This window comes from Mesorhizobium sp. M1348, assembly GCF_040317925.1.
Lineage (GTDB): Bacteria > Pseudomonadota > Alphaproteobacteria > Rhizobiales > Rhizobiaceae > Mesorhizobium.
Genome location: NZ_JAMYLH010000006.1, coordinates 1 through 25939, shown reverse-complemented (window position 1 = coordinate 25939; position 25939 = coordinate 1). Strand labels below are relative to the sequence as shown.

Here is a 25939-nt window from a genome sequence, read left to right as displayed (position 1 = left end):
ACGGCTGCCGTGCCGGGCTGGCGGCGACTGCTAGCGGCCCTGCAGGATCTTGATCAACTTGCTGCTGTCGGCCCCCGGCGAGGAAAGCCTGCGGTAGTCCGCGTAAGTCAGCCTGCCATTTGCAACGGCATTAAAGAGCCGGTTACAAAAAGCGCTGTCGTATTTTGCGACACTGACATTCATGATTGCTGCGTAAGTCTTTCTTTCGTTGAGCGGCGTGGACCTCTCGCGTGCAATGCATTCGTTGATCGCCACGCGCTTGGTGACAGGGCTGCCTTCAAGCGTGGCATGCATTGTGTTGAATTCGCCTTCGGTCAACGTGGTGCAGCCGGCAAGCAGTGACGCGCCGATCATGGCGGCAGCAAAACGCGTGGCGATGTTCATGAATTCCCCCTCAAGACCCGTGTCTTGCTTAGCCCGCCGAAAGTTGGAAGTACAGAGGGAATGCAGGCGCATCTACAAAAAGCATAAACCTCGAACGCTCGTACTTTAGCTCTCGCTTTTATTTCACTCGACCTGCGATGCCTTGAATGACGGTATCCGGCCGTTCTCGATCGTCACGACGATGCTGGTACGGATTGTGCTGCCGATCTGGCCCTGGTCGCGGTCATAGACCCGACCGCCATTGTCGCAGCCACCCTTCTGAGCGCCTTTACGAGAACGCCGGATCCGAGATTGGGGATCACCCCCTGCCAAGCTTCAGCGCCAGGACGCTGCCCGGCCCGTGCACGGCGGCAAACAGCAGCCCGGCCAGGAAGGTGAAGTGATCGACGAAGAAGCCGAACTCCGCCTGGTTGCCGGCCCAGTGCGACGGCCCGTGGAAGGCGAAGCCCAGGAACAGCACATAGGCGCCGGCGACGAGTGCTGCCCATGAGAAGAAGGCGCCAGTCAGGAAGCATAGAACGAGGACGACCTCGAGCAGGGCTGCACACCAGGCCAAGAACAGCGGGAATGGAAAGCCGGCCGCCGCGATATAGCCGGCGGTGGCGCCGATATCGATAAATTTGAAGATCACGGCCATCAGGAAGACGGCGGCAAAGATCAGGCGGGCGATAAGGATTGCCGCGGTCTGCCACGGCGACTGAACGGTTGATTGAGCGGTTTCCAAGGTCATGATGTCCTCCCAAGAGTTGCGATGGTTGTGCCCCAAGGACGCACCACCAGCCGCAAGCCCGACATCATCCGCCAAAAAGCCTGCGAGATACAAGCGCGGGGCGAGAAGGCCTTACAGGACCAGGGTTCCTCGCCCTCACGAAGTGGGGGAGAGGTGGCGCGGCGAAGCCGCGACGGAGAGGGGGCCTTCGCCTGCAAGGAGGAAAAGCCCCTCTCCGGCCGCTCCGCGGCCACCTCTCCCCCCGCTGCGCGCGGGGCGAGGAACCAGGTTCAGGACTACCCCACCTTGGCCCCCGGCTGGCTGATCGGCTCCCGTACCGTTCCATACTGGCTGCCCCAGCGGTCGGTCATCGCCCAGCGTATGTCCCAGAGTTCCGGGAAGAAGCGGTGGCGGGCGCCGGCCTCCAGCAATTCGACCGGCCGGCCCTTCAGCGATTTCGCGCCGAGGCCGATCGTGCGGTGAATGAGGTAGAGGTGGTTGGCGCGGAATTTCTGGAACAGCTCGTCGAACTCGACCAGCGCTTCGGCAACGACATAGCTGTCGCCGTGATCGTAGCCGGTATCGTAGACGTCCTCGACCGAGAGACCGCGGCCGTCGAGGTATGACGCCTTGAAGGCCCGCCACAGATCGGGCGGCAGCCGCAACAGCTGCTTGAAGCCCGGTGATTCCTGGCCGCTGCCATTGCCGAGCTGCAGCCGGATCTGCTGGTACTCCTTGGGCGACATGGTTTCGAGCAGGTCGAGCTGCGCCGTCATCAGCCGCATCAGCCGGTGCACGCGCCCCATCAGCGTGACGATGCGATACGTGTCCTGCCTTTCCAGGAAATCGACGACATCGACCAGCGTGTAGGCGATGAGCTTCATCCACAGCTCCTCGACCTGGTGCACGATCTGGAACTGCAGCTCGTCGGCATTGACCATCTCGGCCAGCGGCTTCTGGCAGGCGAGCAGCCTGTCGCATTTGAGGTAGACGCCATAGTCGCGCATCTCAGGCGTTTCGATGCGGGCATAGTAGTCCTGCTTGTCCATGGCCATGCTCCTTGCCGCGGCCCGTCCGGGCGCGGGCGCTGTTGGGTCCCGATCCCCTGAGTCTAATCGCTTTCTTGCCGAACATTGTCCCCTTCTGTTATTCGATTAGCGGTAAACGAAGGACGAAAATTGTCTCTTAAGCAGATTGGAAGAACGAATGATGCTGGATGCGGTCGATCGGAAGATCGTCGCGGCGCTCGAACGCGAGGCCCGCATCTCCTTTGCCGCGCTCGCCGATGAGGTCGGCTTGAGCAAGACGCCGTGCTGGAAGCGGGTCAAGGCGCTTGAGGACGCCGGCGTCATCCGCGGCTACTCGACCCGCATTGACCCGGCAAAGCTCGGCTTCGGCATCGAGGCCTTCATCCAGGTGTCGATCGATTTCGAGCTGTCGGACGCCTTCGAGGCGGCGGTCAAAAAGCATCCGCTGATCCGCCGCTGCCACGCCACGACAGGCGAGGCCGACTATCTGCTGCAGATCGTCACCGTCGACATGATGGCGCTCGACAGGATGCTGCGCGAGGAGCTCAGCCGGCTGCCCGGCGTGCGGCGCACCATCACCTCGATGGCGATGCGCGAGATCAAGGGCGGCATCTCGTTCGCCAATGCCGTCGGGCATACGCAGACCAAGCGATAGACCGGTCAGGCCCTGGTCATCAATTCGCGTCCCAGCCGCTTCGGTTGCTCGGCGCGCAGAACCACATTTGTCGTCACCGTGCCGTAATGGCCGATGCTGTCGACGATGCTTTCAAGATCGGGCGGTGACGGGACCACGACCTTGACCAGAAAACAGTCCTCGCCGGTCACCCGCAGCACCTCGACCACCTCCGGCAACTGGGCGAACTTCTTCAGGCAGGCCTGGATATGCTCATGCGTGGTGCGCAGGCGGATGACCGCCATGGTGCCGAGCCCGAGCGCTGCCGAATCGATCACCGCCTTGTAGCCGGTGATGACGCCGCGCTCCTCCAGCCGCGTCACCCGTTCCGAGGTGGCGGGCTGGGACAGGCCGACGCGGCGGCCAAGCTCGGAGATGCCAATACGGCCATCCTCCTGCATGATCTCGATGATCGCCAGATCGGTGGGGTCGAGCCTTGGCCGATAATCGCCGTTCCGCATGATCGCCTTTAATCCATCGGATTTCTTCGCCGCTTTCCGATGATCTCTCATTCCGCCGCCCGGGAGAAGACCTAGAATTGCGCGCGTTGCATCAGGAGAGAAGGGCTTCGCATGACTGACCTCATCATTGTGCCGGGCATCGGCGGATCCGGCAAAGCCCACTGGCAGACGCATTGGCAGCAGGCAAGGCCCGCGATGCGGCGGTTCAACCCGGCGAGTTGGGACGCGCCGGACTTCGACGACTGGGTGGCTGCGCTGGACACCGCTGTATGCCTGGCAAAGATACCACCGGTGCTCGTCGCCCATAGCCTCGGCTGTCTGCTGGTCGTACACTGGCAGCGGATCTCCCCCCGCGAGATCAGCGGCGCGTTGCTGGTCGCGGTTCCGGACCCTGCGTCGCCGGCTTTCCCGTCCTCCGCCCGGGCCTTCGCCGACGCACCGCAACAACGGCTTCGCTTTCCATCGCTGATTGTCGCCAGCACCAACGATCCCTATGGCTCGCTGGACTATGTCAGGGCGAAATCCGAGCGCTGGGGCAGCGATCTCCATATCGCCGGGCCGCTTGGCCACATCAATGGCGACAGCGGGCTCGGCGACTGGCCGGCGGGAATGGAGCTGCTGACGGCTTTTCTCGGGCAAACGCAGGCAATCGCCCGAGGCGCTGTGCTTCAGCCGTGACAGCACTGGAACGGCTACCGCGCCGCCGCCCTGATCTGGTTTGCGCCGCGGCGCCGCGCCTCAGTTCGATGCTGTGGCAGGCGTGCTGAGTTCGAGGAACGGCACTGTCGAACCCGGGATCATCGACTTCGGCAATTCGCCGTTCCATCTCTCCGCCTTGGTCAGTTCGACCAGCAGCGGATTGTTGGCGATTGCGGCGGCGCGAGCCTTGATGGCGCCCGCGGTCGCATCGCCTTCGACCCTGGTCTTGTAGGCGCTGGCCTCGGCTTCGGCCTTGACGCTGTCGGCGCGGCCCTTGGCCTGGGTGACGGCGATGTCGGCCTTGATCTTTTCCTGCTGCAGGTTCTGTTCCTGCTTCTGCACCTCGACCTGCGCCGTCATCCTGGCTTCGACCGCCTGCTCGTAGGCGTCGGAGAAGTCGATGTTCTCGACCTGCACGCTGTCGATCATCACCGGGCCGTCGGTTACCGCCGCAATGGCGTCGGCGACGTCCTTGTTGAACTTCGCCCGGTTCTGGATCACCGACACCGCGTCGTACTGGCCGAACACCGTCTTGATCTCCTGCGGTGCTTTCCTGGCGATGACACGGTCGGCCAGTGCCTCGATCGATCCATAATTGGTGTAGACGTTGCTGACCTCGGCTGCCGGCACGTGGAAGTTGACGGTGACGCGCATGTCGGCCGGCTGCTGGTCGCGCGAATAGGCCTGCATGGCCGGCAGGCCGCTGCAATCGTTCTGGTTCTCGCAGCCCCATTTGAGCACCTGCTGGCGCAGGCTGATCTTCTCGACGCGCTGCAACCACGGCAGCTTGAAATGCAGTCCGGGATCGACGACCGAACTCAGCGCTCCGTTGGTCAAGAGCACGCCGCGGTCGCCCTGGTCGATCGTGTACCAGGATCCAAACAGCGCAAAGACGCCGAGCGCCACGATGAGGAGTGCGATCAGGCCGGAACCGATCGACCCCGATGCCGTCCCCGGCTTGCCCTGCGGACGGCCTGAACTGCCTTGCGTTTCGGTCATTGCCCCACCCCAACCTGATTGCCCGTGCTGCTTTTGCCCACAATAGTGGCGGCATTGCAATCCTCTGGACATGGAAGGACCTTCGCGCCGGCCTGTCGGACCGGCGGGGTGGTTCAGGCTGGCTAGCGGATTTCCCCTGCAGCCGCAGCGCCGGGTTGGTAGGCGTTGCCTGGCGTCTGCTTCTGCCGTTCGGCATCGCTTTTGCGCTTCGGGCAATCCTCGTAGTCGTGGTCGCGCCCGCCGCAGTAGGAGCAGCATTTTGCCGGCGCGTCGGAGCGAAGCATCGTTGGCATGCACAAGCATGCACGAAACCCGACAGATTGCGAAGGCTTGCGCACCGGCAACGTCGTTTTTCGCCACGGAACCGCTGCCGCCGCATGAAAGTTATCTGCTCATTGCAACCGGAGCACAGGACATGGCCGACGACCCGAACCGCTACGAGACCGGAGCGAGGAAATATCCGGCAAAGACGAGCCCCGACGCGGCCGACGAATTCTCGCAGGATGCGGCCGGCAACAAGCCACCTCCCGGCGGCATGGGATTGACTAGGCCGGCTGACGATTTCGACGACAAGACCCGGCATTCGGAGGGCCAGAACCCGCCGCGCGCAGCGATCCGGCCAGACGACAAAGCTACGGTCAAGAAGCCCGGCAAGGACGCAAGACGATGAACGTCGCCAATCTCCAGTCGAAGGACTGATGATGGCGATCGCGGCCGTCAACAACGCGCTGGTCCACAAGGGCCTGTTATCGGTCGACGAGGTCGACATGGCGTTGCGCCGGGCCGAGGCGGCGATGACCAGCGACGAGCGTCTCTATGAAGACATGTCGCCGTCCAACCGCGACGCCGTCTGCTTTCCGCTCAGGCTGCTGCAGGCGGCCAACAATGCCCGGGGTGAAACCGGCGTGCCATCCTTTGGCGAACTGGCCAGGATGGTCGGCCGGACCAAGGAGCCCTATAACGACCAGATGTGATGGAGGACGCCATGGCCGACGACAAATCCAAGACCAAGCAGGATCGCAAACTGGTCTCCGGCGAAGAGCCTTACGAGGTCGCTGCCTTTGCCCGCAAATACGGCATACCGCAAAGCGAGGCCGCAACCATCATCAAGCGGTACGGCCCCTCGAGGAGGAAGCTCGACGCGCATATGGCGAGCCGCAACGCCTGATCCACGTTTGGCGGCCGCCGCCGTTCAGAAGCGTCCCTGCCCTGCCGCCTTGTCGAGAGTATCTGCACCGTCGGTCGTGCCCTGTCGGGTTCGCCCTGCAGGATTCAACGCCTGGTTTTGACAGCCGCGGAATACTCTCGCGGCGCAACAACTCATTTACCTCGACGCTGTACCAGTCCGGTGAGCAAAGCCGGGGGTCGGATGCAGGAACAATTATTGCGCTACGAATGTGTCATGGAGCCGAACGGCCGATGGATGGTGTGGGACATCGTTCACGATCTGCCGGCGCAATTTTCGGAAATCGCGCTGATCGGCCTGAGCCGTCGTGAAGCGGTTTCGCTCTGCCGGCTGCTCAACGAGACGAGCCGTTCCGAGACGCGGCAGAGCCGGGCCTCCTGAGAAGCGCGTGCGTCTCAGGCCTGCCCAGGCTCAGGGGATTTTTACATGCGATCGACAATATTCGGTCTGATCCTGTTGCTGCCGGCCGCCGCCCTGGCGGAGCCGATCGAGACCCAGAAGATCATCACGGCGGCGACCGGCGACTGGAACGGCGATGGCGCCGCCGATCTGGCGATGATCGTCCAGACCGAGCCCGGCCATCCCATGGACCTGCATTTGTTCCTCAGGGATCGCGACGGCAATTTTCTCAGACCTGCCGGGGTCGTGCATGAACAGATCTACGGCGAATGGAAGGATTACGACCGGCCGGGCCCCGCCACATCCGACACCGAGCCCGAACTCACCGCGCTCCCCAACGGCTCGATCAAGCTCTATATTCCGGCGATGGAGATCGGCAGCGAGCGGACCAACAAGACGCTGACGCTCGCCTGGCGCAACGGCACGTTCGTCGTCGCCGGTTTCGCCTACGAGTATTGGGATTACATGGACGACAATGTTGCCGGCGACTGCGACTACAATGTGCTGACCGGCAAGGGCAAAAGCAGCAAGAAGCTGGCAGACGGCACCACCAGGCAAGCGACCGTATCGGTCGAAGGTAAGGTCATCCCATTCGCGGAATGGACCCCAGGCACTGGCTTCAGCGCTTGCGGAGAGTGAGGGGTTTCGGTTGCCTCACTGCAGCGGCGGCTTCCACAGCAGGCTGTTGCGATCGGCGGACTTGACGCGCAGCCAGGTTTCGCGGCCATCGCGCAGCACCCGGAGCGGGATCTCGGCACCCGCCGGGCCGCTCTTCCAAAGCTTGCGATAAAAATCGGCAAGCCCGTCGACCGCCGTGTCGCGGACATCCGAGATGACGTCGCCTTGGCGAAGGCCCGCCTGGGCGGCCGGACCGCCCTCGGCAACGCTCATCACCACGACCTTGCCGTCGCTCTCGGCCGAGAAGGCGCCGAGCCAGGGCCGCGGCGGCCTGGCGACCTGCCCGCGGGTCAGCAGATCGTCGAGGATGGGCGGCAGAAGATCGATCGGCACCACCATGTTGATGTCGGCGACCTCGCCGTTGCGGCTCATCTGCAGGCGCAGCGAACCGATGCCCAGCAGCCTGCCATCCGCGCCGATCAGGCCGGCGCCGCCCCATGAGGGGTGAGCCGGCGCCGTGAAGATCGCCTCGTCGAGCAGATATTCCCAATAGCCGGCGAATTCCTGCTTGGTGACGATCCGCGCCCGCACGGAGCGGCCGACGCCGTCGGCGAGCACGACGGGATCACCGATCTTCGCCCTGGACGCATCGCCGAGCGCAATGGCGGGAAGCCCGAGCGGCGCCAGCGCCTGCACCAGGCCGAAGCCCGATTCCTGGTCGTAGGCGAGCGCATGGGCGGGAACCACGCGCCCGTCCTGGTCGGCCAGCCAGACCTCCTCGGCCTCGGTGATGAGATAGCCGATGGTGAGCACCAGCCCGTCGCCGCGGATGACCACGCCGCTGCCTTCGCGGCGGGTGCCCAGCGCGTCTGCCGTGAAGGCGTCCTCCGGCACGGTGGCTCGGACGGCCACGATGGATCGCAAAAGGGGTTCGATATTCATGCTTTGGTTCCTGGCGATGTTCGCAGGCTGATATGGGCTATAGGTATGGCGCAGGTGATCAGGCGCAAGAGGCGGCGCCGGCTTTAGCGTGGACCGGCGCCGCGCCGTTCGCGCCGGGGTTTTGCAACTGCGCCGGCAGCCCTATCTGTACCTACGGCTATCCGAAGCTGCCCTATGCAAAGTTCCTCCGCCATTACCCAAGTTGATACCTGATATCCTCCCCAATCCTCCCAACCCAATCTTTCCAAAGGCCTCCCAAATGAACGACTACACAACGGACCAATACACGCCGCCAAAAGTCTGGACCTGGAACAAGGCAAACGGCGGCGCTTTCGCCAGCATCAACCGGCCGATCGCCGGCCCGACGCATGACAAGGAGCTGCCGGTCGGCAAGCATCCGCTGCAGCTTTATTCGCTGGCGACACCGAACGGCGTCAAGGTGACGATCATGCTGGAGGAGCTTCTGGCGCTCGGCCACAGCGGCGCCGAATACGACGCCTGGCTTATCAGGATCAACGACGGCGACCAGTTCGGCAGCGGCTTCGTCGAGGTCAACCCCAACTCCAAGATCCCGGCCATGATGGACCGCAGCGGGAAAAAGCCTGTCCGCATCTTCGAATCCGGTTCGATCCTGCTCTATCTCGCCGAAAAATTCAGCGAATTCCTGCCGACAGAGCAGCCGGCTCGCGCCGAGACCCTGTCATGGCTGTTCTGGCAGATGGGCTCGGCGCCCTATCTCGGCGGCGGCTTCGGCCATTTCTACGTCTATGCGCCAACGAAGATCGAATATGCCATCGACCGCTTCGCCATGGAGACCAAGCGGCAGATGGACGTGCTCGACCGGCGCTTGGCCGAAAGCGAGTATCTCGGCGGCAGCGACTACACGATTGCCGACATTGCGGTGTGGCCCTGGTATGGCGGGCTGGCCAAGGGCCGCATGTACGAAGATTCCGGCGAGTTCCTGCAGGTTGAGCAGTACAAGAACGTGCAGCGCTGGGCCGACGCCATCGACGCGCGCCCGGCGGTCAAGCGCGGCCGCATGGTCAACCGCACCTTCGGCGAGCCTTCGATGCAGCTGCACGAGCGCCATGACGCCAGCGATTTCGAGACGAAGACGCAGGACAAGCTCGAGGCGGCCAAAAGCTAAGCCGACGACGCGCCGATCTCCCGCCTTGTAGGGGAGATCGGCAGCTTCGGCCGACTGCTCAGGCTCGCCTCCACCGCCGCCATCCGCAGCCGGTCGATATTGGCCAGGAATTTCTCGTCGAGCTTGTCGAGGTGCTTCCAGTACATGCCGTCCTCGAAGAAATAGCCGAGTTCCTTCTCCATCCTGTCGGCCTCCTCCGCCCGATCGAGCCGCAGCCGGGCAAGCATCTCCGCCTTCATTTCCGAAAGTTGCGAGGAAGAAAGCGCGCCGAGTTCGTCGAGCGTCAGCCGCGGGAAGATCAGCCGGCTGCTCGGCAGATCGGATAGATTGACGCACAGGCAGCCGCGCCGGAGCGCATGGATGAGCAGGCGGGCCGACTTCGCCTCGAGGTTGCGCAGCGTCACGTCGTTGCGCAAAGGGTCGGCCCGGCCGACGCCGTAAAAATGCGTGTTGCCGGGCTGATCGTAGATCATGTCGCAGCCAAGGAATGCCAGCACGTCCGGCTTCTGGCTGTGGATCGTCCAGTAGGCCGCCGTCATCGACATGGTGCCGCCGGCATAGACGAAGCCGCCAAAGCTGTTTTGCGCCGGCACGTAATGCGAGGCGCTGAATATCTGCGCCTGCTGCAGGGGATCGCCTTGCGGCATCCGCTCCGCCGGGAAATCGCCGGCATGGACGAGGAAATCCCAGTCGGGGCGCACGCGCCAGGCATTGTTGATGGCGACAATCTTGCCGAAGGCCTGCTTGGGCCAGGCCGCGCAGCGCACCACATCGGGCGCGCTGCCGATCAGCAAAATCATGTTTGGCGTTCCGTCGGTGGCCATCATCCCCTCTTCGACCGGCCGACGCGCACCTCGATGCCGCACGGTTGAACAGCTTTATAGCCCTCAACGCCCCATCGAAAACACCAGCCGGATTCACAGGCCGACCAGCAAAGGACCGTTGCCCGCCGATTGTAAACTGTCGCCTCAGGCACAATCGTACAAGCGGCAGCCAGGTTTTCCCGCTAGCCCAAAACCGACGATATGAGTTGGGCGATATATATTAGTTGACTAAACTAGCGGAACGTCCAATGCACATTCCCAGAACCGAACATGTCCTGTCTAGACCATGATATCTATATGGGACATTACTGCCTAAGCTGAACGCGACCTCGACGGTTCGGCGGCACAGCCCTCAGACGCCGCGGCTTTGCCGCCGCGTTTTTCGCCCCGGATCCGTAGATCAACCGGACGACGAATAGGAAATATCCAACTTGCATGACGATCAAGGTCAAGATCGTCCAGGCCAGCGTCTTCCAGATTGAACCCGTCGCAAAGTAAGCCGAGATCGCAACGATGGACGATGTGGTGGTCAGCCCCACCAGGAACTGTGGAAAGTTCATGACTTTTCTGCGCCGCCCCGGAACTCGCAACAGCCGGGACGAACTCCCCTAACCCATTACCCCGAACCAACGTTTTCACCATTTTAGCAATTGCGCAAGCACCAAATAGAGCAGCAGTTAACGCATGCTTCCGTGATTAAGGGCCGCATGTCACGTCATCAAGGTGGGCTGGCTTGGACGGCGGCTGCGCGTCCCCTCCTCCCCAACCAGCTCTCCATACTCCCTCACCGCCCCATCAAGCCCACGTATTCGCCACGTCTCCCCTTCCCGCGCCTCAAGATGGGACGGGCCGAGCGGCACTTTCCCTCCGCCGTCCGGCAGGTCCAGCACGTAGACGGGATTGCAGATGCCCGACAGGCGCGCCCGCAAGGCGCTGGCCAGCGCCTGGCCCTCGGCGATCGTGGTGCGCCGGTGCGCCATGCCGCGCGCGAGGTCGCCGTGGTGCAGGTAATAGGGTTTGACGCCGAGGCGGTACATCAGCTCCCGGCACAGTTCCTCCAGCACCTCGACCGTATCGTTCACGTCTTTCAGCAGAACGCTCTGGTTCATCAGCACGAAGCCGCCCTGCCTTAAAGTACGGCAGGCCCGCTCGGTCGCCTCAGTGATCTCCCGCGGATGGTTGAAATGGGTGACGACCGTGACCATCAGCCGACCCTGCAGGGCTTGAACCAGCCCGCCGGTGACGCGCGACGGCAGCGCGACGGGCACGCGGGTATGAATGCGCAACAGCCGCACATGCTGGATCGCCTCGACTCGGGCTCGGATTTCCGCCAGCGCTTTGTCCGGCAGGGACAGCGGATCGCCGCCGGTCAGGATCACCTCGCGGATTTCCGGACGGGACTCGATATAGGCGAAGGCCGGCTCCAGCGCCTCGCGCGAAAAACCCCGGCCGATCGACGTCAGCGACTCCTTACGAAAGCAGAACCGGCAATAGACCGCGCATTGATAGGTCGGGAACAGCAGAACCCGGTCGGCATGGCGATGCGTCAATCGCGGTACCGGACTGAAGGCGTGGTCGGCGATCGGATCGTCGAGTTCGCCCTCCTGCTCCCCCAGTTCATCGGGCGACGGGATGACCTGAAGCCGTATCGGATCGGCGGGGTCGTTCCAGTCGATCAGGTCGAGATAGGCCTTGGGAATGCGAACCTTGTGGCGCGTGGCCGCGGCTTCGGCCGCCGCGCGCTCGGCTGGCGACAGCGGCAGCGAATCCAGATCGCCTATATGCCGCACGCCCTCGCGAACATCGTCCTGCCATGCGGCATCCGCCTCGCGTGCGCGCTCGTCATCGGCTGTCATGCCGGCCGCATCAACCGCCATGCCGGCGTCGGGGATGTCGGGATGTGAGGTCATCGAGGCTCCTTGAAGTTCGGGCCGGGGTACAGCATTGGAGCCTGGACGTGAAGGCAATAAGCGGTGCTGGGCCGGTTGGAGTGCGCGGCCAGGAGCGGCGGCCGTCCACTGATCAGAAACCAACGTCCCGCATCGCTGACGCAAAACATTAGCTTGCTCTTATATTAGCTTGAGCGTATACACATAAACGGCCGGTAATCTACCCCCCACCGGTTAGGCTCGGCGCCAGTTCCCTCCCTACCCCTCAGGTCAACGACGCCGGGCCGCTCGGGGTCCGCCCGGTCGCCCGCGGTCGAGACCGGATCGTCGACCTCTTCGATGTCGATCATTCCCCCCTCCTCAACCAGTACCCAAAACACCAGCTGAACACATCGGCAATGCCCGCGCCTCTCGGCCTTCCCGTCGCCGGCCGCGGTCGCTAATCTCGGATCGCGAAAAGCTGGAGAAGCGGAAATGGCGAACGATTTGTCGCCAAGGCTTTTGGCGATCATCAATGCGCTGCCCCTGCGGCCGGGCATGCGAGTGCTGGAGATCGGCTGCGGACCGGGTGCTGCAGCGCGCGAGATGGCGCGCCGGATCGGCGGCGGGCACGTGCTGGCGATCGACCGCTCGGCCAAGGCCATTGCGCAGGCCGGGGCCGCTTCGCGCGCCGAGATTGCGGCAGGCCGGCTGAGCCTTCGCCAGATCGCCATCGAGGATTTCGAGTTGGAGGCCGACGAGAAGCACTTCGACATTGCCGTTGCGGTGCGCGTCGGCGCGCTGGACGGGCGTCATCCCGAAGCAGGAAAAATTGCCCTGCAACGGCTCAAGGCGGCGTTGACCGCGCAAGGCCGGCTGTTCATCGATGGCGGCGATCCGCTGCGCGAAATTGCGATACACGGCTGAGCAGAGCTCGATCGAACGCCACGCGCTTTAGGCGACGGGGAGTGGCAGAGCCGAATCTGTGTCTCAGCTCCGCAGCCCCGGCGCCTCCTGCCCGGTGCGCTCGACATATTCGGTATAGCCGCCGCCATAGGTTTGGATGCCCTCGGGCGTCAGTTCCAGCACCCGGTTCGACAGCGCCGCCAGGAAATGGCGGTCATGCGAGACGAACAGCATGGTCCCCTCGTACTGCGACAGTGCCGTGATCAGCATCTCCTTGGTGGCGATGTCGAGGTGGTTGGTCGGCTCGTCCAGCACCAGCAAATTGGGCGGGTCGAACAGCATCAGCGCCATCACCAGCCGCGCCTTCTCGCCGCCCGACAGCACGCGGCATTTCTTCTCGATCTCGTCGCCGGAAAAGCCGAAGCAGCCGGCCAGCGCCCTAAGCGGCGCCTGGCCGGCCTGCGGAAACGCATCTTCCAGTGTCTGGAACACGGTGCGCTCGCCCTCCAGCACTTCCATGGCGTGCTGGGCGAAATAGCCCATCTTGACGCTCGGGCCGCGCGCCACCGTGCCATTGTCCGGCTCGGAAGCGCCAGCCACCAGCTTAAGCAGCGTCGACTTGCCGGCGCCGTTGACGCCCATGATGCACCAGCGCTCGCGGCGGCGCACCTGAAAATCCAATCCCTCGTAGACCGAGCGGCTGCCATAGCCCTTGTGCACGTTCTTCAGCGTCACCACGTCCTCGCCGCAGCGCGGCGCCGGCTGGAAATCGAACGACACCTTCTGGCGGCGCTTGGGCGGCTCGACACGGTCGATCTTGTCCAGCTTTTTCACCCGACTCTGCACCTGGGCGGCATGCGAGGCACGTGCCTTGAAGCGCTCGATGAAGGCGATCTCCTTGGCCAGCATCGCCTGCTGGCGCTCGAACTGCGCCTGCTGCTGCCGGTCGGCAATCGCCCGCTGCTGCTGGTAGAATTCGTAGTTGCCGGAGTAGGCAGTCAGCGAGCCGCCGTCGATCTCGACGACCTTGTTGACGATGCGGTTCATGAACTCGCGGTCGTGCGAGGTCATCAGCAGCGCACCGTCATAATTCTTCAGGAACTGCTCCAGCCAGATCAGGCTTTCCAGGTCGAGATGGTTGCTCGGTTCGTCGAGCAGCATGGCGTCGGGCCGCATCAAAAGGATCCTGGCCAGCGCCACGCGCATCTTCCAGCCGCCGGACAGCTTGCCGACGTCGCCGTCCATCATCTCCTGGCTGAAGCCAAGGCCGTCCAGCACCTCGCGAGCACGCCCATCCAGCGCATAGCCGTCGAGTTCCTCGAAGCGGTGCTGCGCCTCGCCGTAGCGGGCGATGATCTCGTCCATCTCACCGGCGCGATCGGGGTCGCCCATGGCGTGCTCGAGCTTGCGCATCTCGGCCGCCACTTCGCTCACCGGCCCGGCGCCGTCCATCACTTCGGCAACGGCGCTGCGGCCTTCCATGTCGCCGACATCCTGGCTGAAATAACCGATGGTGACGCCGCGATCGACCGAGACCTGGCCCTCGTCAGGCTGCTCCTCGCCGTTGATCATGCGAAACAGCGTCGTCTTGCCGGCGCCGTTAGGCCCGACCAGCCCGACCTTCTCGCCCTTCTGCAAGGCGGCGGAGGCTTCAATGAAGACAATCTGCCGGCCGTTCTGCTTGCTGATGCTTTCGAGACGAATCATGGTTTCCCGGGAAAGGCCAAAGGAGAGGTCCCGCGCCAATACGCGATAGGCCGCGCTTGCGGAAGCCCGCAAGTGGCGAGGCGCCGCGCGCCAAATTGTCTGAACCCGCCAGTTTCTTCCCGGCTGGATCAGGCTTTGACGGCGTAGGGATGAGCCGGCGAATCAGCTATCGGTAAGGGCCTTTATCGTCGCCAGCTTGACCCCGGCGGCGGCAAATGCCGCATTGTGCCGGGCGATGATCTCCGCGGCGGTCTCGCTGGTGGTGTCGAGCGTGCTGTGAGCGTCGGAAATCACGGTGACGCCCAGGCCCGCTGCAAAGGCGCCCTTCACCGTGGCCGCCACGCAAAAATCGGTCTGCGCGCCGATCAGAACGACCTCGCCGGCGCCCTGCCCGACCACCCATTCTGCAAGCGCGGCATTGCTGAACGCGTCGCCGACACGCTTGGCGAAAGTCGGCTCGTCCTCGGCCTGGCCGAGCGCCGGCCACACCGGCCAGCCCGGCTCACCCGGCGCCAGAGGATCGCCCTGCGGGCCGTCATGCCTGATGAAGGCGATCTTGCGCCCGCTGCGCCGTGCCCATTCGATCAGCGCGCGGGTGCGGGCAACCATGCCATCGGCATCATGGATCGGCGGTTCGGCGACACCGTCGAACATGCCGGTCTGAAGATCGATCACGATGAGCGGCGCAGTGGCCGCGGGGCTGGTCCCTGACATGGGTGCGAACATAGCGTGGGTGGTAGGCGGGTCAAGGATACTCGGCGCCGACGCTGAAGCCACCGATCTCCCCCCTTGTGGGGGAGATGTCCGGCAGGACAGAGGGGGGCGTGAAGGATCGCGGCCCTTCGCAAAGTAGCCGGCGGCCCCCGGCGCACGATCACACCCGGCCCGATGTCCCATCCTCGCCAAAAATCCCGGTCACCCAGTCGATGAACACGCGTACCCGTGGCGCGAGCTGGCGGTTCTGCGGGTAGAGCGCCGACAGCGGTGTCGGTGACGGCGGGTAATCCGGCAGCACTTCGACAAGCGTGCCGCGTGCGAAATCCCCGGCGAAGCGGTAATGCGGCGCCTGCACAAGGCCGAAGCCGAGACGCGCCAGCTCCGCCATCGTGTCGGAGCCGTTGACCGTCACCCGGTTGGGCAGGCTGACATAGCGCAACGCGCCGCCAACGGTGAATTCGAGCGGCATGACCTCGCCGGTCCGCGACGAGCGGAAGCCGACCATAAGATGGCCTTCGAGATCGTCGGGGGTTGCCGGCATGCCGTGCTTTTCGAGATAGGCGGGGCTGGCGCTGGTGACTTCGAGTAATGTTGCCACCCGCCGCACGATCATGCCGCTGTCGGCCTGTTCGCCGGAACGCAGCACGCAGTCGATGCCCTCGCGCACCAGATCGACCAGCCGGTCGCCGTCGCCGATATGCAAGTCGATCCCGGGGTAGCGGTCGAGGAATTCGGAGAGCCGCGGCAGGATGAAATGGCGGGCCATGAAGCCGTGCACGTCGATCCTCAAAAGGCCCTGCGGCTGCGCCGATTGAAAGCCGGCCTCGGCATCCTCGACATCGGCAAGGATGGCGAGGCAGCGCTGGTAATAGGCTTGGCCGTCCAATGTCGGGGTGACATGGCGCGTGGTGCGTTCGAGCAGCCTCACCCCCAGCCGCGCCTCGAGGTCCTTGATCGCGTCGGTGGCAGTCGATCGCGACATCGAGAGATCGGCGGCCGCCGCGGTGAAGCTGCCGCGCTCGATCACGCGGGCAAGCAGGCGCATCCGGTCGAGACTGTCCATCGCCATTGTTCGCCATATCCGAATGGTGTTGGCAAGTGCCGATCGATTATCCCGCAAGATTTATCGCCTATTTTCAGCCGACAAGAATTGGAGAGCTGACATGACTACGCGGAATGGAAAGGTGGCGCTGGTAACCGGCGCCTCGAAGGGCATCGGCGCCGAAATTGCCAGAAGGCTGGCACGCGACGGCTTTTCGGTCGTCGTCAATTATGCCAGGGGCGCTGAAGCCGCCGAAGGCGTGGTGCGCGGGATCGAGGCGGCGGGCGGCACGGCGATCGCCGTCCAGGCCGATGTCGGCGATCCCAAGGGCGTGGCGCATCTGTTCGACGCAGCCGAGCAGGCCTTTGGCGGCCTCGACGTGCTGGTCAACAATGCCGGCATCATGAAGCTCGCGCCGATCGCGCAGATGGACGACGCCGGTTTCGAGCAGCAGATCGCGGTGAATCTCGGTGGCGTCTTCCGCGGCATGCGCGAGGGCGCAAGAAGGCTGCGCGACGGCGGCCGCATCATCAGCTTCTCGTCCAGCGTGGTCGGGCTCTACCAGCCGACCTACGGCGTTTACGCTGCCACCAAGGCCGGCGTCGAGGCCATGACGCATGTGCTGGCCAAGGAACTCGGGCCGCGCGGCATCACCGTCAATGTCGTGGCGCCGGGGCCGGTGGCAACCGAGCTGTTCCTCGGCGGCAAGTCCGAGGCACTGGTCGAGACGATCACCAGGATGATCCCGCTCGGGCGGCTCGGCCAGCCCGCCGACATCGCCGGCGTGGTGTCGTTCCTCGCCGGACCGGACAGCGGCTGGGTCAACGGCCAGGTGCTGCGCGCCAATGGCGGCACGGTCTGACTTTACCTCCAACAACCAACAGGAAATCGACATCATGCCGTTTGCAAATTTCAAGGTGCCTGAGCGCGCGCTGTCCGCCGGACAGAAGGAGGACCTCGTCCACAAGACCACAGCCCTGTTCGTCGAGATGTTCGGCGAAGGCGTGCGCCCCTACACGATGGTGCTGATCGAGGAGGTCGCCGATGGCGGCTACGGCCGCGCCGACGTGGCGTTCACGATCCCTGAGAGAAGGACGTGAAGCTGCCGATCTCCCCCCTTCTGGGACCGTCAAGGGAGAGATTGCAGCTTGGCGGTCGCGCGCTAGATCGCTGGCAGAGCTAACGCGAGGCCAGCGATGGACGATTGGAAGCTACCTTGGGACGGCGGTTGCCTGTGCGGCGGAATACGCTTTCGCATCAGCGCGCCGCCCTTGCTGACGACGGCGTGTCACTGCACCGGCTGCCAGAAGCTGAGCGCCAGCGCGTATTCCCTGACCATCGCCGTGCCCAGCGACGGTTTTGCCATAACGCAAGGCGAGCCGGTGGTCGGCGGCCTGCACGGCCCGCACCGGCAGCTCTATTGCCCGCACTGCAAGAACTGGATGTTCACGCGTCCGCATGGCCTGGACTTTTTCGTCAATGTTCGTGCGACCATGCTGGACGAACATCATTGGTATGCGCCTTTCGTCGAAGTCTTCACGTCGGAAAAGCTGCCCTGGGCTTCGACCGCCGCTACCCACAGTTTCGCTACGCAGCCCGACCTTGAGGGATACGCCCCTTTGATCGAAGCGTTCGCCCGCGAAGCGGCGCGGCCAACCTGACTGGTTGCCGCCCGGAAAGGCGGCGCCAGCTTTCATGCTTCACCGCAACTCCACCCAGACCGGCGCGTGATCGCTGGCGCCGGTCTCGCCGCGCACGTCGCGGTCGATGCCCGCCGCTACCAGCCGGCGCGACAGCTTCTTGCTGAGCAAGATATGGTCGAGCCGCAGGCCGGCGTCGCGCGGCCAGCGATTGCGGCGATAGTCCCAGAATGTGTAGAGCGTCTCCGTCGGATGCTTCTTACGCAGCGCGTCAAGCCAGCCCTGGTCGAGCAGCCGCTGGAACGATGCGCGGCTTTCCGGCTGGACCAGCGCGTTGTCGTCATAGGAGCGGGTCGGGTAGATGTCGCGCGGCTCGGGCACGATGTTGTAGTCGCCGGCCAGCACCACGGGCAGGCCGGTGTCGAGCAACTGCGCCGCATGCGCCTCCAGCCTTTCGTGCCAGGCCAGCTTGTACTGGAACTTCGGGCCGGGCTGCGGGTTGCCGTTCGGCGCGTAGAGCGAGGCGACGACGATGCCGTTGACCGCCGCTTCGATGTAGCGCGCCTGCTGGTCGCTATCGTCGCCGGGCAGCGCGTCGCGGGTCAGAACGGGCTCCGAGCCACGCGAAAGGATGGCGACGCCGTTCCAGGTCGGCTGCCCGACCCACACCGCGCCATAGCCGGCCGCCGCCAGCGCCGTTCGCGGAAACTGCGTCTGCCTGGCCTTAAGCTCCTGCAGGCAGGCGATGTCGGGTTTGGCGGCGGCCAGCCATGCGAGCAGGTTCGGCAGCCGGCCGTTGATGTTGTTGACGTTGAAGGTGGCGATCTTCATCGGCCTGCTTCAGCGCACGATGCGTTCGGTCCACGCCTTCACCGCATCAGCGAGCGTCTTCAGATGATCGGCGGTGGAGAAGCCGGAGATGTTTTTGCGCGGCTTCAGATCATGGTCGCCGTCTTCCAGCCAGAAGATCTCGATTGCGTCGGACAGAGCATAGGTCGCGACCTCGTCTTTGGTCCCGAACTCGTCGCGCGTGCCCTGGAAGATCAATGTCGGCGTCTTGAGATCGGCGAGGTGTTTTGTCCGAAGCTGCGTCGGTTTGTCCGGCGGATGGAAGGGATAGCCGAGACACAGCAGCCCTGAAATCTCGCCCTTCGAAAACATCTGGTCGGCGATCATCGAAGCGACGCGTCCGCCCATCGACTTGCCGCCGATGATGAGCGGACCCGTCACGCCCTTCGCCCGGAGGTCGGCGATCGCCTTGACGTATTCCGGGTTAACCGTCTCGGCGCGCGGCGGCGGCTTGCGGTGGCCGTAGCGGCGGGCCGCCATGTAGTGGAATTCAAAGCGCGCGACGCGGAAGCCGGCCGCGGCGAGCGCTTTTGCCGTGGCGGTCATCGAGGGCGAGTCCATAGGAGCGCCTGCGCCATGCGCCAGCAGGATAGTGATGGCAGCGGTGTCGGGACCGTCGAAGAGGAAGGTGGTCATAGGGTGGCCCACTTATGGAGGCCGCGTTCCGTCCCACCCCCCTCTGGCCTGCCGGCCATCTCCCCCGCAAGGGGGGGAGATTGGATGTCGCCATCGCTTTCGCCAATCACCAACGTTGGAAGGCGGGCGGTAAGGAGAAGCTGCCGATCTCCCCCCTTGCGGGGGAGATGTCCGGCAGGACAGAGGGGGGTGTTCAAGCGCAGGCATTGGATTACCTCACCCTGCCGACATCCGCGCCAGCTGCAAATCGACGAACTGGACGCCCTTGGCCGCCATACGCGCCCATTCGGAGCTGGCGTCGAGTTCAAGATAGCGCACCCAGCTCCGCCGCGCCTCGGCGAGATTGCCGGCGTCGAACTCCAGCCTCGCAAGGTTGAACACCGCATCGGCGTACTTCGCATCCAGCGCGATCGCCTTGAGCAAATGGCGGCGCGCCGAGGCTACCCGCCCCTCTTCGCTCATCAGCCCGGCGAGATTGAACCAGGCCTCGACGAACCCGGGATCGAGCTTTATCGCGCGGGCATAGTCGTGCGCCGCCTCCGCCGCGTGGCCGGCGGCGCGCAGGCAGTTGGCGCGGTTGAAGGCGGCGATGGCGTCGCTCGGGTCTATGGCCAGGCAGCGCTGGTAGAGTGCCGCGGCCTGCTCGTGGTCGTCAGCCTCTTCCGCCGCCTCGGCATCGGCAAACAGCTCTTCCAGCGTATCGTCATCCTGCGTTCCCAGATCGAACAGCAACTGGCCGTCGAGCTCGCTCTGGCCGCCTTCGAGATAGATGGCGTCGGCCCGCCCATGCAGCGAGCCGACGGCGAGCGACTTGGCGGTGAGCGAGGCGACCGGGCCGGAGCGGTGCACCGAGCGCGCAATCGCACCCCATGAGGCGCCGCCGGCAACCAGGCCGGCATATTTGCGGGCGAGGATCAGGTCGCGAAAGGAGTAAGGTTCGGCGTCGTGCTCGAAGGCATCGAACAGCGACAAACGGTCGAGATCCGCGCCGGTCAGCCGCGATTGGTCGACCAGCGACTGCCGCGACAGCGCCGAAGCCTCCGGCGCCTTCATCAGCCCGAGCAGGCGCAGGAAGCCGTTCTCACTGACCAGCTTGCGCCCGGCCGCGCGCTCGGTGACGACGCGGCGCTCAATCTCGGCATCATCGGCCTTGGCGAGGAACGTCCGCCCGAACACGACATGGGTGGTCCGTCTGGTGACTCCGCGCCGCAATTGGCCCTGCCGGCGCGCGACCTCGCGCGCCGCCATGCGAAGCGGAAACGCCGCGAGCGCGCCGATAGTGCCGAAGATCGTGCTAGTGGGCGCCGTCACCCTTTGCTCTTACCGACGGCCTGCAGCAGATTGGCCTTGAGCGGGTTTTCCTTGGCGCCGCCCTTGGCGGACTTTGCTTTGGCTGCCGGTTTCGCCGCCTCGTCGGCCTTGCTCTTCGACTTGGCCGGCGGTTTGGCCGATTGGGACAGGCTCGCCTTCAACGCATCCATCAGGTTGATGACATTGCCGCGCTCAGGCGCCGCCGCGATGATAGGCTTGTGGCCCTTGAGCTTCTCTCGGATCATCGTCATCAGCGCGATCTCGTAGCGGTCCTCGTAATTCTTTGGATCGAAGGTGGTTTCCTTCTGCTTGATCAGCGCTTCGGCCAACTGCAGCATTTCGGGATCGGGGTTTCCGGCCGGGATATTGCCGAAATATTCAGCCGTGCCACGCACTTCGTTCGGATTTCTCAAGGTGCAGACGAACATGCCGTTCTCGCGCGCGCCGATCGTCACCACGCGCTCGCGGCTGGACAGCACCAGGCGGGCGATCGCCAGCTTGCCGGATTTGCGCATCGCTTCGCGCAGCACGGCGAAGGTCTCCTCGGCCATTGCGCCGTCCGGCGCCAGGTAGTAGGGCGCATCCTGATAGATGACGTCGACCGAATGCTCGTCGACAAAGGCCTCGATGTTCATCGTATGATTGGATTCGATACGCACCGCATCGAGATCGGCGTCCTCGATGATGATGTATTGCTTGTCCTCGTATTCGTAGCCCTTGACCAGGTCCGAGCGCTCGACCAGCCCGAGTTCGGGGTCGACCGGTTTCATGTTGATGCGGTTGTGCGTCTTCTTGTGCAGCTGGTTGAAGCTGATGCGCTCGCTGGCGCTGGTCGCCGGATAGAGCCGGACCGGACAGCTGACCAGACTGAGCTTGAGGTAACCTTTCCAACTTGCCCTGGGCGCCATGAAATACTCCTACGCGGACTTGTGCTGTCGAACTGTTCGCAGCGTTCATTCGTCCGGAGGACGAACGGGGCTGCCGAAATCCTACATTGCCCCTTACAATACCGGCAAATTCCTAGCGAAATCTTCCTCCGCTGAGAGCCGCCTGCAGGCAAGAGGTCCGTGGCGAAGAATAATTCAAATTTTCCGGAGCGTCGATGGAGTCTGGGGCCGCGCCCGCAGGACTACCTCGCGGTGCCTATCACCGGCAAATCCCGGGCGAAATCTTCCATGTCGGCCCAGGGATCGCCCGACGTCGCCAGAAGGCCCGGCAGCGAGGAATAATTCAGATCCTGCGGAGCGTCGATGGATTCCAGATCGCTCCAGCTCACCGGCGTCGAGGCCGGCAAGTTGGTGCGGGCGCGCAACGAATAGGGAGCCGCCGAGGTGTGGCCGCGCGCATTGCGGTGATAATCGATGAAGATACGCCGCTTGCGGTTGTCCTTGCCCATGGTGGTGGTGAAAGTGTCGGGCGCGGTGGCGGCAAGATGCGTGGAGACGGCGCTGGTCGCCTGGTGCAGTTTCTTCCAGTTCTGCTTTTGTGTCACCGGCACGGTGATGTGGATGCCGTGCCCGCCGGAGGTCTTGGCGAACGGCACCAGCCCTAGCGCTTCCAGCTCGCCCTTAATGTGCACCGCCGCCTCAACCACCTCGCGCCAGGCGATCCCTTCGCCCGGGTCGAGGTCGAAGACGATCAGGTCCGGCTTGTCGAGCCGCGTGCGATGGGTGCCCCAGGTGTGGAACTCGACGACGCCGAACTGCGCCAGCGCCAGATAGCCCTTGGCGTCTTCCACCGAGAGATAGGATTTGGTCTCGCCCTCCGAATTGGTCGCCTCGAAGGTCGCCACCGAGGACGGCATGCCGGTGAAGGCATGGCGCTGGAAGAAACAGTCCTGCGGTCTGCCGGTCGGGCAGCGCACCAGCGACACCGGCCGGCCAAGGATATGCGGCAGCATGAAATCGCCGACCAGCGCGTAATAGACGGCGATATCGAGCTTGGTCGGGCCGGTCTTGCCGAACAGCCGCCGCGTCGGGTTGGTCACCCAGATTGTGGCGAGGTCGGCCTCGGCGATCAGCCGCTTGCGCTTGGCCGAAACCGGCGTCGACAGCCCGACGTCACGCAGGCCGCGGAACACGGCATGACGCAGCGCATTGTCGGTGGTCCGGTTGGCGTAGTGGATATGCGCCGAAAGCAGCGGCCGCACCCAGTTCATCTCGCGCATGATTTCGCGGGGAACCCCTTCGGGCGCGGATGCACCGGCCCGCAATGGCTCCAGCCGCGCCAGCAATTCGCCTGCTGTCGCGGCATCGAAGCCGGTGCCGACCTTGCCGCGATAATGCAGTTCGCCGTCTTCGAATTCACCGAGGCCGAGTGCTGCCAACCCCTCTGCCGCATCGGAGACGGTGTAGCCGGCGATGACGAAGTCGCCGGTCTGGAGCGCCTTGGTCTTGGTCCAGGTCTTGGTGCGGCCGCTCTGGTAGACCGCCGTGGCGCGCTTGGAGACGACACCCTCGAGCCCCATCTCGGATGCCTGGTCATAGAGCGCCTGGCCGTCGCCTTCGACATGATCGCTGAGCTGGATGGCCGAATTGGCACCGAGACCGGACAGCAATTGCGAAAGCAGCGCCTTGCGCCGGCGGAGCGGCGCTTGTCTCAGGTCCCAGCCGTCGAGATACAGAAGATCGAAGGCGTAGAAATGGAGCTTGTTGCCGGCGCCTTCGGCCAGCGCGTCCTGCAAAAGGGCAAAGCGGCTGATGCCCTTGGCGTCGAGCGCGACGACCTCGCCATCGATGATCGCCTCGCGGCACGGCAGCCTGGCGAATGCAAGCGGAAGGTCGCCATAGCGCTTCGTCCAGTCGAGGCCGGCGCGGGTGATCAGCCTGACTGCGCCGTTAGCGAGATGCGCCATGGTGCGGTAGCCGTCGAATTTGATCTCGTGCAGCCAGACTTCGCCCGTTCGGGCCGCGGGGTCATCTCCGCCCGGCGGCTTCGGAACCTGCGTAGCCAGCTGCGGCTCGATCCGGGGAGGCGGCGGCGTCTTGACGGCGCCCGGCAAAGCGCCGGGTTTCAGCACCACCGGCCTGGCAGGTTTGGCGGCAGGCTTCGGCGCTGCCACCAGTTCCTCGATGAGGCGTCCGGATTTGACGCTTTCCGGGCGGGCTTCCAGTATGTCGAGCGTGGTGTCGGCGGCGAGATCACGCTCCTTGAACAGCAGCCAGTTCTTCTTGCCCTCATCCTCGCCGGGCTTCGGTTTCAGCCGCGTCAGCATCCAGCCGCCATTCAGCTTTTCGCCGGCCAGCCGGAACTTGAAGGAGCCGGTGCGCAGGCTCTTCTCGACATCGTCCATCGGCGCCCAGACGCCGGTATCCCAGACGATCATCGGCCCGCCGCCATATTCGCCTTCGGGAATGACACCTTCGAAGTCGATATATTCGAGCGGATGGTCCTCGGTCTCGACCGCCAGCCTTTTGTCGGCCGGGTTCAGCGACGGGCCGCGCGGCACCGCCCAGCTCTTCAGCACGTCGCCGACCTGCAGGCGCAGATCGTAGTGATCGGCGGTGGCGTGATGCTTGTGGACGACGAAACGATTGCCCTCACCGGCAACCAGACCGCCGGCCGGTTCCGGCGTCCTCGTGAACTCGCGCTTGGCGCGATAGGCCTTGAGCTTTGGTGGGGCGGTCATGGACTAGGCGCGGGTGGTGGGCAAAAGCAACGAGCGCAGCATCAAAATCCCATCGCAGCGGCGCTCCAATGTAACGGCATGGATCCCAGGGTCTCCGCGACGTCGCTTCGCTCCTGCACCGCCCTGGGATGACGAAGGATGGGAGGTCACGCCGCTCAATCGTCGGTGGCCGGCGTCAATTCGAGTTCGGCCGGCGACAGGCCCTGCTGCAGCTGGCTGAGCCGGAATTCGTCGACCCAATAGGCCTCGCCATCGACCAGCACGCGCGCGCTGTAGCTGCCGGCCGAAAAACGTTGCGCGGTGATGTAGACCTTGTGGCGGTCGAGCGCCTTGCGCACCGCGGCGCGCTTGGATTTTTGGCTGGTAGCGGAACTGGCCATGCAATTTGCTCATACACGCAGAGCCGCAAGACAAGACGGCCAGCTCAAGGATGGCTGAGACGGGGTGTCGTGTCAATTTCGGCGAGCGAGCGTCCCACGACCGCCGGCGCATAGTGCCCGACGTCCATATATCAGGACGTGACACTTCCCCGGACTGGATGAAGCATCCCTCGAATGGATGAAGCTAAAAGCTCGAATTTACTCGAATGGATGAAGCTAAAAGCTCGAATTTATGCGTAGGCTCGTGGTGCACGTCTTCCAATTGGCGTCGCGGGATAGCAAGCCCCCGACCGAGGTCGCTCTTTTGACGAACGGAAAACGGACAGACATTGGCCTCAAAGCTGCGGTTCCACCTGCAAGCGGCGCCGAGTTGCTGAAATCCAGGGGCTGGTTTCGTGTCAACTGGCAAAAAATACTCTTGGCTAGTATGTTGATCGTCGGCGCGACAATTACGCTCTCGACTGCGTCCGCAGTTGAGATCGAAAAGCTGCGGCAACAGGCGACCGCCGATCACACGGAGCTGGTGAGCGAAGCCGCCCAGGCGGCTTCGACGGATGCCGCCCCGCTCGATCGCCAGCTGGCCGAGCTCGCGGCTGAGATCGAAAAGCTGCGGCAGGACGCGACGATCGACCGCGCGACCATGGCGCAACTGCGGACGCAGGTGAGCGAAGCCGCCCGGGCGCCGCCACCGGATGCGGCTACGCTCGATCGCCAGCTGACCGAACTTTTGGGTCAGATCGAAAAATTGCAGCAGGTGGCGGCGGGCGACAGCACGAACCTCCCCCAGTTGGTCGAAAAGCTGCGGCAGGACGCGACCGCCGACCGCGCGGCAGTGGCGCAGCTGCGGACGCAGGTAAGAGAAGCCGCCCGGGCACCGCCACCGGATGCGGTTACGCTCGACCGCCAGCGGACTGAACTCGCGGCCGAGATCGAAAAGTTGCGGCAGGGGGCGACCGCCGACCGCGCGGAGCTGGCGCAGCTGCGGATGCAGGTGAGCGAAGCCGCCCGAGCGCCTCCGCCGGATGCGCTCGACCGCCAGCGGACCGAGCTCGCGGCCGAGATCGAAAAGCTGCGGCAGGACGCGACCGCCGACCGCGCGGAGCTGGCGCAGCTGCGGACGCAGGTAAGCGAAGCCGCCCGGGCGCCTCCGCCGGATGCGCTCGATCGCCAGCGGACCGAGCTCGTG

Annotated in this window: 32 protein-coding genes and 1 pseudogene; 13 read left to right on the top strand and 20 right to left on the bottom strand. The window is 64.3% G+C overall.

The window, feature by feature from the left end:
• Positions 1 to 30: 30 nt before the first annotated feature.
• From NKH13_RS12625 to NKH13_RS12615, 3 genes are all read right to left on the bottom strand, one after another.
• Positions 31 to 384 carry a hypothetical protein gene (locus NKH13_RS12625; protein ID WP_352516633.1) on the bottom strand — a complete coding sequence of 118 codons (354 nt, stop codon included), beginning with the start codon at positions 382 to 384 and terminating at the stop codon, positions 31 to 33.
• Positions 385 to 682: 298 nt separating this feature from the next.
• A complete protein-coding gene (locus tag NKH13_RS12620; protein ID WP_352912647.1) occupies positions 683 to 1114 on the bottom strand; it encodes a DoxX family protein in 432 nt (143 codons plus the stop codon).
• A gap of 275 nt (positions 1115 to 1389) precedes the next feature.
• Positions 1390 to 2142 carry a tryptophan 2,3-dioxygenase family protein gene (locus tag NKH13_RS12615; protein ID WP_352717055.1) on the bottom strand — a complete coding sequence of 251 codons (753 nt, stop codon included), beginning with the start codon at positions 2140 to 2142 and terminating at the stop codon, positions 1390 to 1392.
• A gap of 157 nt (positions 2143 to 2299) precedes the next feature.
• Between NKH13_RS12615 and NKH13_RS12610 the strand changes: the two genes are divergently transcribed.
• Positions 2300 to 2776, top strand: a complete 477-nt coding sequence (locus NKH13_RS12610; RefSeq protein ID WP_245274655.1) for an Lrp/AsnC family transcriptional regulator — start codon at positions 2300 to 2302, stop codon at positions 2774 to 2776.
• Between the two features lie 5 nt (positions 2777 to 2781).
• Here NKH13_RS12610 and NKH13_RS12605 read toward each other — a convergent pair whose 3' ends face one another.
• Positions 2782 to 3255, bottom strand: a complete 474-nt coding sequence (locus NKH13_RS12605) for an Lrp/AsnC family transcriptional regulator (RefSeq protein WP_352717056.1) — start codon at positions 3253 to 3255, stop codon at positions 2782 to 2784.
• Between the two features lie 111 nt (positions 3256 to 3366).
• Here NKH13_RS12605 and NKH13_RS12600 point away from each other — a divergent pair, with 111 nt between their 5' ends.
• Positions 3367 to 3933, top strand: a complete 567-nt coding sequence (locus NKH13_RS12600) for an RBBP9/YdeN family alpha/beta hydrolase (protein ID WP_352717057.1) — start codon at positions 3367 to 3369, stop codon at positions 3931 to 3933.
• A gap of 60 nt (positions 3934 to 3993) precedes the next feature.
• On the opposite strand, the gene NKH13_RS12595 is transcribed toward NKH13_RS12600, so the two are convergent.
• Positions 3994 to 4953 carry a prohibitin family protein gene (locus NKH13_RS12595; RefSeq protein ID WP_352912646.1) on the bottom strand — a complete coding sequence of 320 codons (960 nt, stop codon included), beginning with the start codon at positions 4951 to 4953 and terminating at the stop codon, positions 3994 to 3996.
• A 122-nt stretch (positions 4954 to 5075) separates the two neighbouring features.
• Positions 5076 to 5246, bottom strand: a complete 171-nt coding sequence (locus NKH13_RS12590) for a hypothetical protein (RefSeq protein WP_352912645.1) — start codon at positions 5244 to 5246, stop codon at positions 5076 to 5078.
• A 122-nt stretch (positions 5247 to 5368) separates the two neighbouring features.
• Here NKH13_RS12590 and NKH13_RS12585 point away from each other — a divergent pair, with 122 nt between their 5' ends.
• The 5 genes and pseudogenes from NKH13_RS12585 to NKH13_RS12565 all read left to right on the top strand — a co-directional run bounded on the left by NKH13_RS12585 (position 5369) and on the right by NKH13_RS12565 (position 7177).
• Positions 5369 to 5623: a hypothetical protein gene (locus NKH13_RS12585; RefSeq protein WP_352717063.1), complete on the top strand. Its 255-nt coding sequence runs from the start codon at positions 5369 to 5371 to the stop codon at positions 5621 to 5623.
• Positions 5620 to 5927: pseudogene (locus tag NKH13_RS12580) on the top strand (hypothetical protein). Before NKH13_RS12585 ends, NKH13_RS12580 begins: the two are co-directional and overlap by 4 nt.
• A gap of 11 nt (positions 5928 to 5938) precedes the next feature.
• On the top strand, positions 5939 to 6121 hold the full coding sequence (locus tag NKH13_RS12575) for a DUF3606 domain-containing protein (RefSeq protein ID WP_023675702.1): 183 nt from the start codon (positions 5939 to 5941) through the stop codon (positions 6119 to 6121).
• Positions 6122 to 6322: 201 nt separating this feature from the next.
• Complete coding sequence (locus NKH13_RS12570; protein WP_031211486.1) at positions 6323 to 6520, top strand: hypothetical protein; 198 nt, start codon at positions 6323 to 6325, stop codon at positions 6518 to 6520.
• Between the two features lie 45 nt (positions 6521 to 6565).
• Positions 6566 to 7177, top strand: coding sequence for a hypothetical protein (locus NKH13_RS12565; protein ID WP_352717064.1), 612 nt, complete (start codon positions 6566 to 6568; stop codon positions 7175 to 7177).
• 15 nt (positions 7178 to 7192) lie between these two features.
• Here the strand turns inward: NKH13_RS12565 and NKH13_RS12560 are convergent, their stop codons facing one another.
• Entirely contained in the window at positions 7193 to 8098 is a 906-nt protein-coding gene (locus NKH13_RS12560; RefSeq protein ID WP_352465364.1) for a S1C family serine protease, read from the bottom strand.
• Positions 8099 to 8357: 259 nt separating this feature from the next.
• Here NKH13_RS12560 and yghU point away from each other — a divergent pair, with 259 nt between their 5' ends.
• The gene (gene yghU / locus NKH13_RS12555) at positions 8358 to 9245 is read left to right on the top strand and encodes a glutathione-dependent disulfide-bond oxidoreductase (protein WP_352717067.1); all 888 of its coding nucleotides are present in this window, start codon (positions 8358 to 8360) and stop codon (positions 9243 to 9245) included.
• Here the strand turns inward: yghU and NKH13_RS12550 are convergent.
• The 4 genes from NKH13_RS12550 to NKH13_RS12535 all read right to left on the bottom strand — a co-directional run bounded on the left by NKH13_RS12550 (position 9242) and on the right by NKH13_RS12535 (position 12308).
• Positions 9242 to 10045 carry a hypothetical protein gene (locus NKH13_RS12550; RefSeq protein WP_352912644.1) on the bottom strand — a complete coding sequence of 268 codons (804 nt, stop codon included), beginning with the start codon at positions 10043 to 10045 and terminating at the stop codon, positions 9242 to 9244. The genes yghU and NKH13_RS12550 overlap by 4 nt on opposite strands.
• A 329-nt stretch (positions 10046 to 10374) precedes the next feature.
• Entirely contained in the window at positions 10375 to 10629 is a 255-nt protein-coding gene (locus NKH13_RS12545) for an exopolysaccharide production repressor protein (protein WP_352717071.1), read from the bottom strand.
• Positions 10630 to 10779: 150 nt separating this feature from the next.
• A complete protein-coding gene (locus NKH13_RS12540; protein ID WP_352717107.1) occupies positions 10780 to 11925 on the bottom strand; it encodes a KamA family radical SAM protein in 1146 nt (381 codons plus the stop codon).
• Between the two features lie 218 nt (positions 11926 to 12143).
• On the bottom strand, positions 12144 to 12308 hold the full coding sequence (locus NKH13_RS12535) for a hypothetical protein (RefSeq protein ID WP_352912643.1): 165 nt from the start codon (positions 12306 to 12308) through the stop codon (positions 12144 to 12146).
• Positions 12309 to 12432: 124 nt separating this feature from the next.
• Between NKH13_RS12535 and NKH13_RS12530 the strand changes: the two genes are divergently transcribed.
• Positions 12433 to 12864, top strand: a complete 432-nt coding sequence (locus tag NKH13_RS12530; RefSeq protein WP_352717075.1) for an SAM-dependent methyltransferase — start codon at positions 12433 to 12435, stop codon at positions 12862 to 12864.
• A gap of 63 nt (positions 12865 to 12927) precedes the next feature.
• On the opposite strand, the gene NKH13_RS12525 is transcribed toward NKH13_RS12530, so the two are convergent.
• From NKH13_RS12525 to NKH13_RS12515, 3 genes are all read right to left on the bottom strand, one after another.
• Positions 12928 to 14550 carry an ABC-F family ATP-binding cassette domain-containing protein gene (locus NKH13_RS12525; protein WP_352717076.1) on the bottom strand — a complete coding sequence of 541 codons (1623 nt, stop codon included), beginning with the start codon at positions 14548 to 14550 and terminating at the stop codon, positions 12928 to 12930.
• A gap of 162 nt (positions 14551 to 14712) precedes the next feature.
• Positions 14713 to 15264: an isochorismatase family protein gene (locus NKH13_RS12520; RefSeq protein WP_352912642.1), complete on the bottom strand. Its 552-nt coding sequence runs from the start codon at positions 15262 to 15264 to the stop codon at positions 14713 to 14715.
• Positions 15265 to 15424: 160 nt separating this feature from the next.
• Positions 15425 to 16330, bottom strand: a complete 906-nt coding sequence (locus NKH13_RS12515) for a LysR family transcriptional regulator (RefSeq protein WP_352912835.1) — start codon at positions 16328 to 16330, stop codon at positions 15425 to 15427.
• Between the two features lie 100 nt (positions 16331 to 16430).
• On the opposite strand from NKH13_RS12515, the gene NKH13_RS12510 reads away from it, so the two are divergent.
• From NKH13_RS12510 to NKH13_RS12500, 3 genes are all read left to right on the top strand, one after another.
• Entirely contained in the window at positions 16431 to 17171 is a 741-nt protein-coding gene (locus NKH13_RS12510) for an SDR family oxidoreductase (protein ID WP_352912641.1), read from the top strand.
• Positions 17172 to 17205: 34 nt separating this feature from the next.
• Positions 17206 to 17409, top strand: a complete 204-nt coding sequence (locus tag NKH13_RS12505) for a tautomerase family protein (protein ID WP_352912640.1) — start codon at positions 17206 to 17208, stop codon at positions 17407 to 17409.
• A 96-nt stretch (positions 17410 to 17505) separates the two neighbouring features.
• Positions 17506 to 17970 (top strand): GFA family protein, encoded by a 465-nt coding sequence (locus NKH13_RS12500; protein ID WP_352912639.1) that lies wholly within the window; start codon positions 17506 to 17508, stop codon positions 17968 to 17970.
• Positions 17971 to 18009: 39 nt separating this feature from the next.
• Here the strand turns inward: NKH13_RS12500 and NKH13_RS12495 are convergent, their stop codons facing one another.
• From NKH13_RS12495 to NKH13_RS12470, 6 genes are all read right to left on the bottom strand, one after another.
• Complete coding sequence (locus NKH13_RS12495) at positions 18010 to 18780, bottom strand: exodeoxyribonuclease III (RefSeq protein WP_352912638.1); 771 nt, start codon at positions 18778 to 18780, stop codon at positions 18010 to 18012.
• 9 nt (positions 18781 to 18789) lie between these two features.
• Positions 18790 to 19434, bottom strand: a complete 645-nt coding sequence (locus NKH13_RS12490; protein WP_352912637.1) for an alpha/beta hydrolase family protein — start codon at positions 19432 to 19434, stop codon at positions 18790 to 18792.
• A gap of 216 nt (positions 19435 to 19650) precedes the next feature.
• Positions 19651 to 20682, bottom strand: a complete 1032-nt coding sequence (locus NKH13_RS12485; protein ID WP_352912834.1) for a tetratricopeptide repeat protein — start codon at positions 20680 to 20682, stop codon at positions 19651 to 19653.
• A 59-nt stretch (positions 20683 to 20741) separates the two neighbouring features.
• Positions 20742 to 21653, bottom strand: coding sequence for a non-homologous end joining protein Ku (gene ku, locus NKH13_RS12480; protein WP_352912636.1), 912 nt, complete (start codon positions 21651 to 21653; stop codon positions 20742 to 20744).
• Positions 21654 to 21874: 221 nt separating this feature from the next.
• Positions 21875 to 24373, bottom strand: coding sequence for a DNA ligase D (ligD, locus tag NKH13_RS12475; protein ID WP_352912635.1), 2499 nt, complete (start codon positions 24371 to 24373; stop codon positions 21875 to 21877).
• Positions 24374 to 24528: 155 nt separating this feature from the next.
• A complete protein-coding gene (locus NKH13_RS12470) occupies positions 24529 to 24753 on the bottom strand; it encodes a hypothetical protein (protein WP_352799302.1) in 225 nt (74 codons plus the stop codon).
• Between the two features lie 304 nt (positions 24754 to 25057).
• On the opposite strand from NKH13_RS12470, the gene NKH13_RS12465 reads away from it, so the two are divergent.
• The coding region (locus NKH13_RS12465) for a hypothetical protein (protein ID WP_352912634.1) at positions 25058 to 25939 on the top strand (882 nt) is incomplete at its 3' end.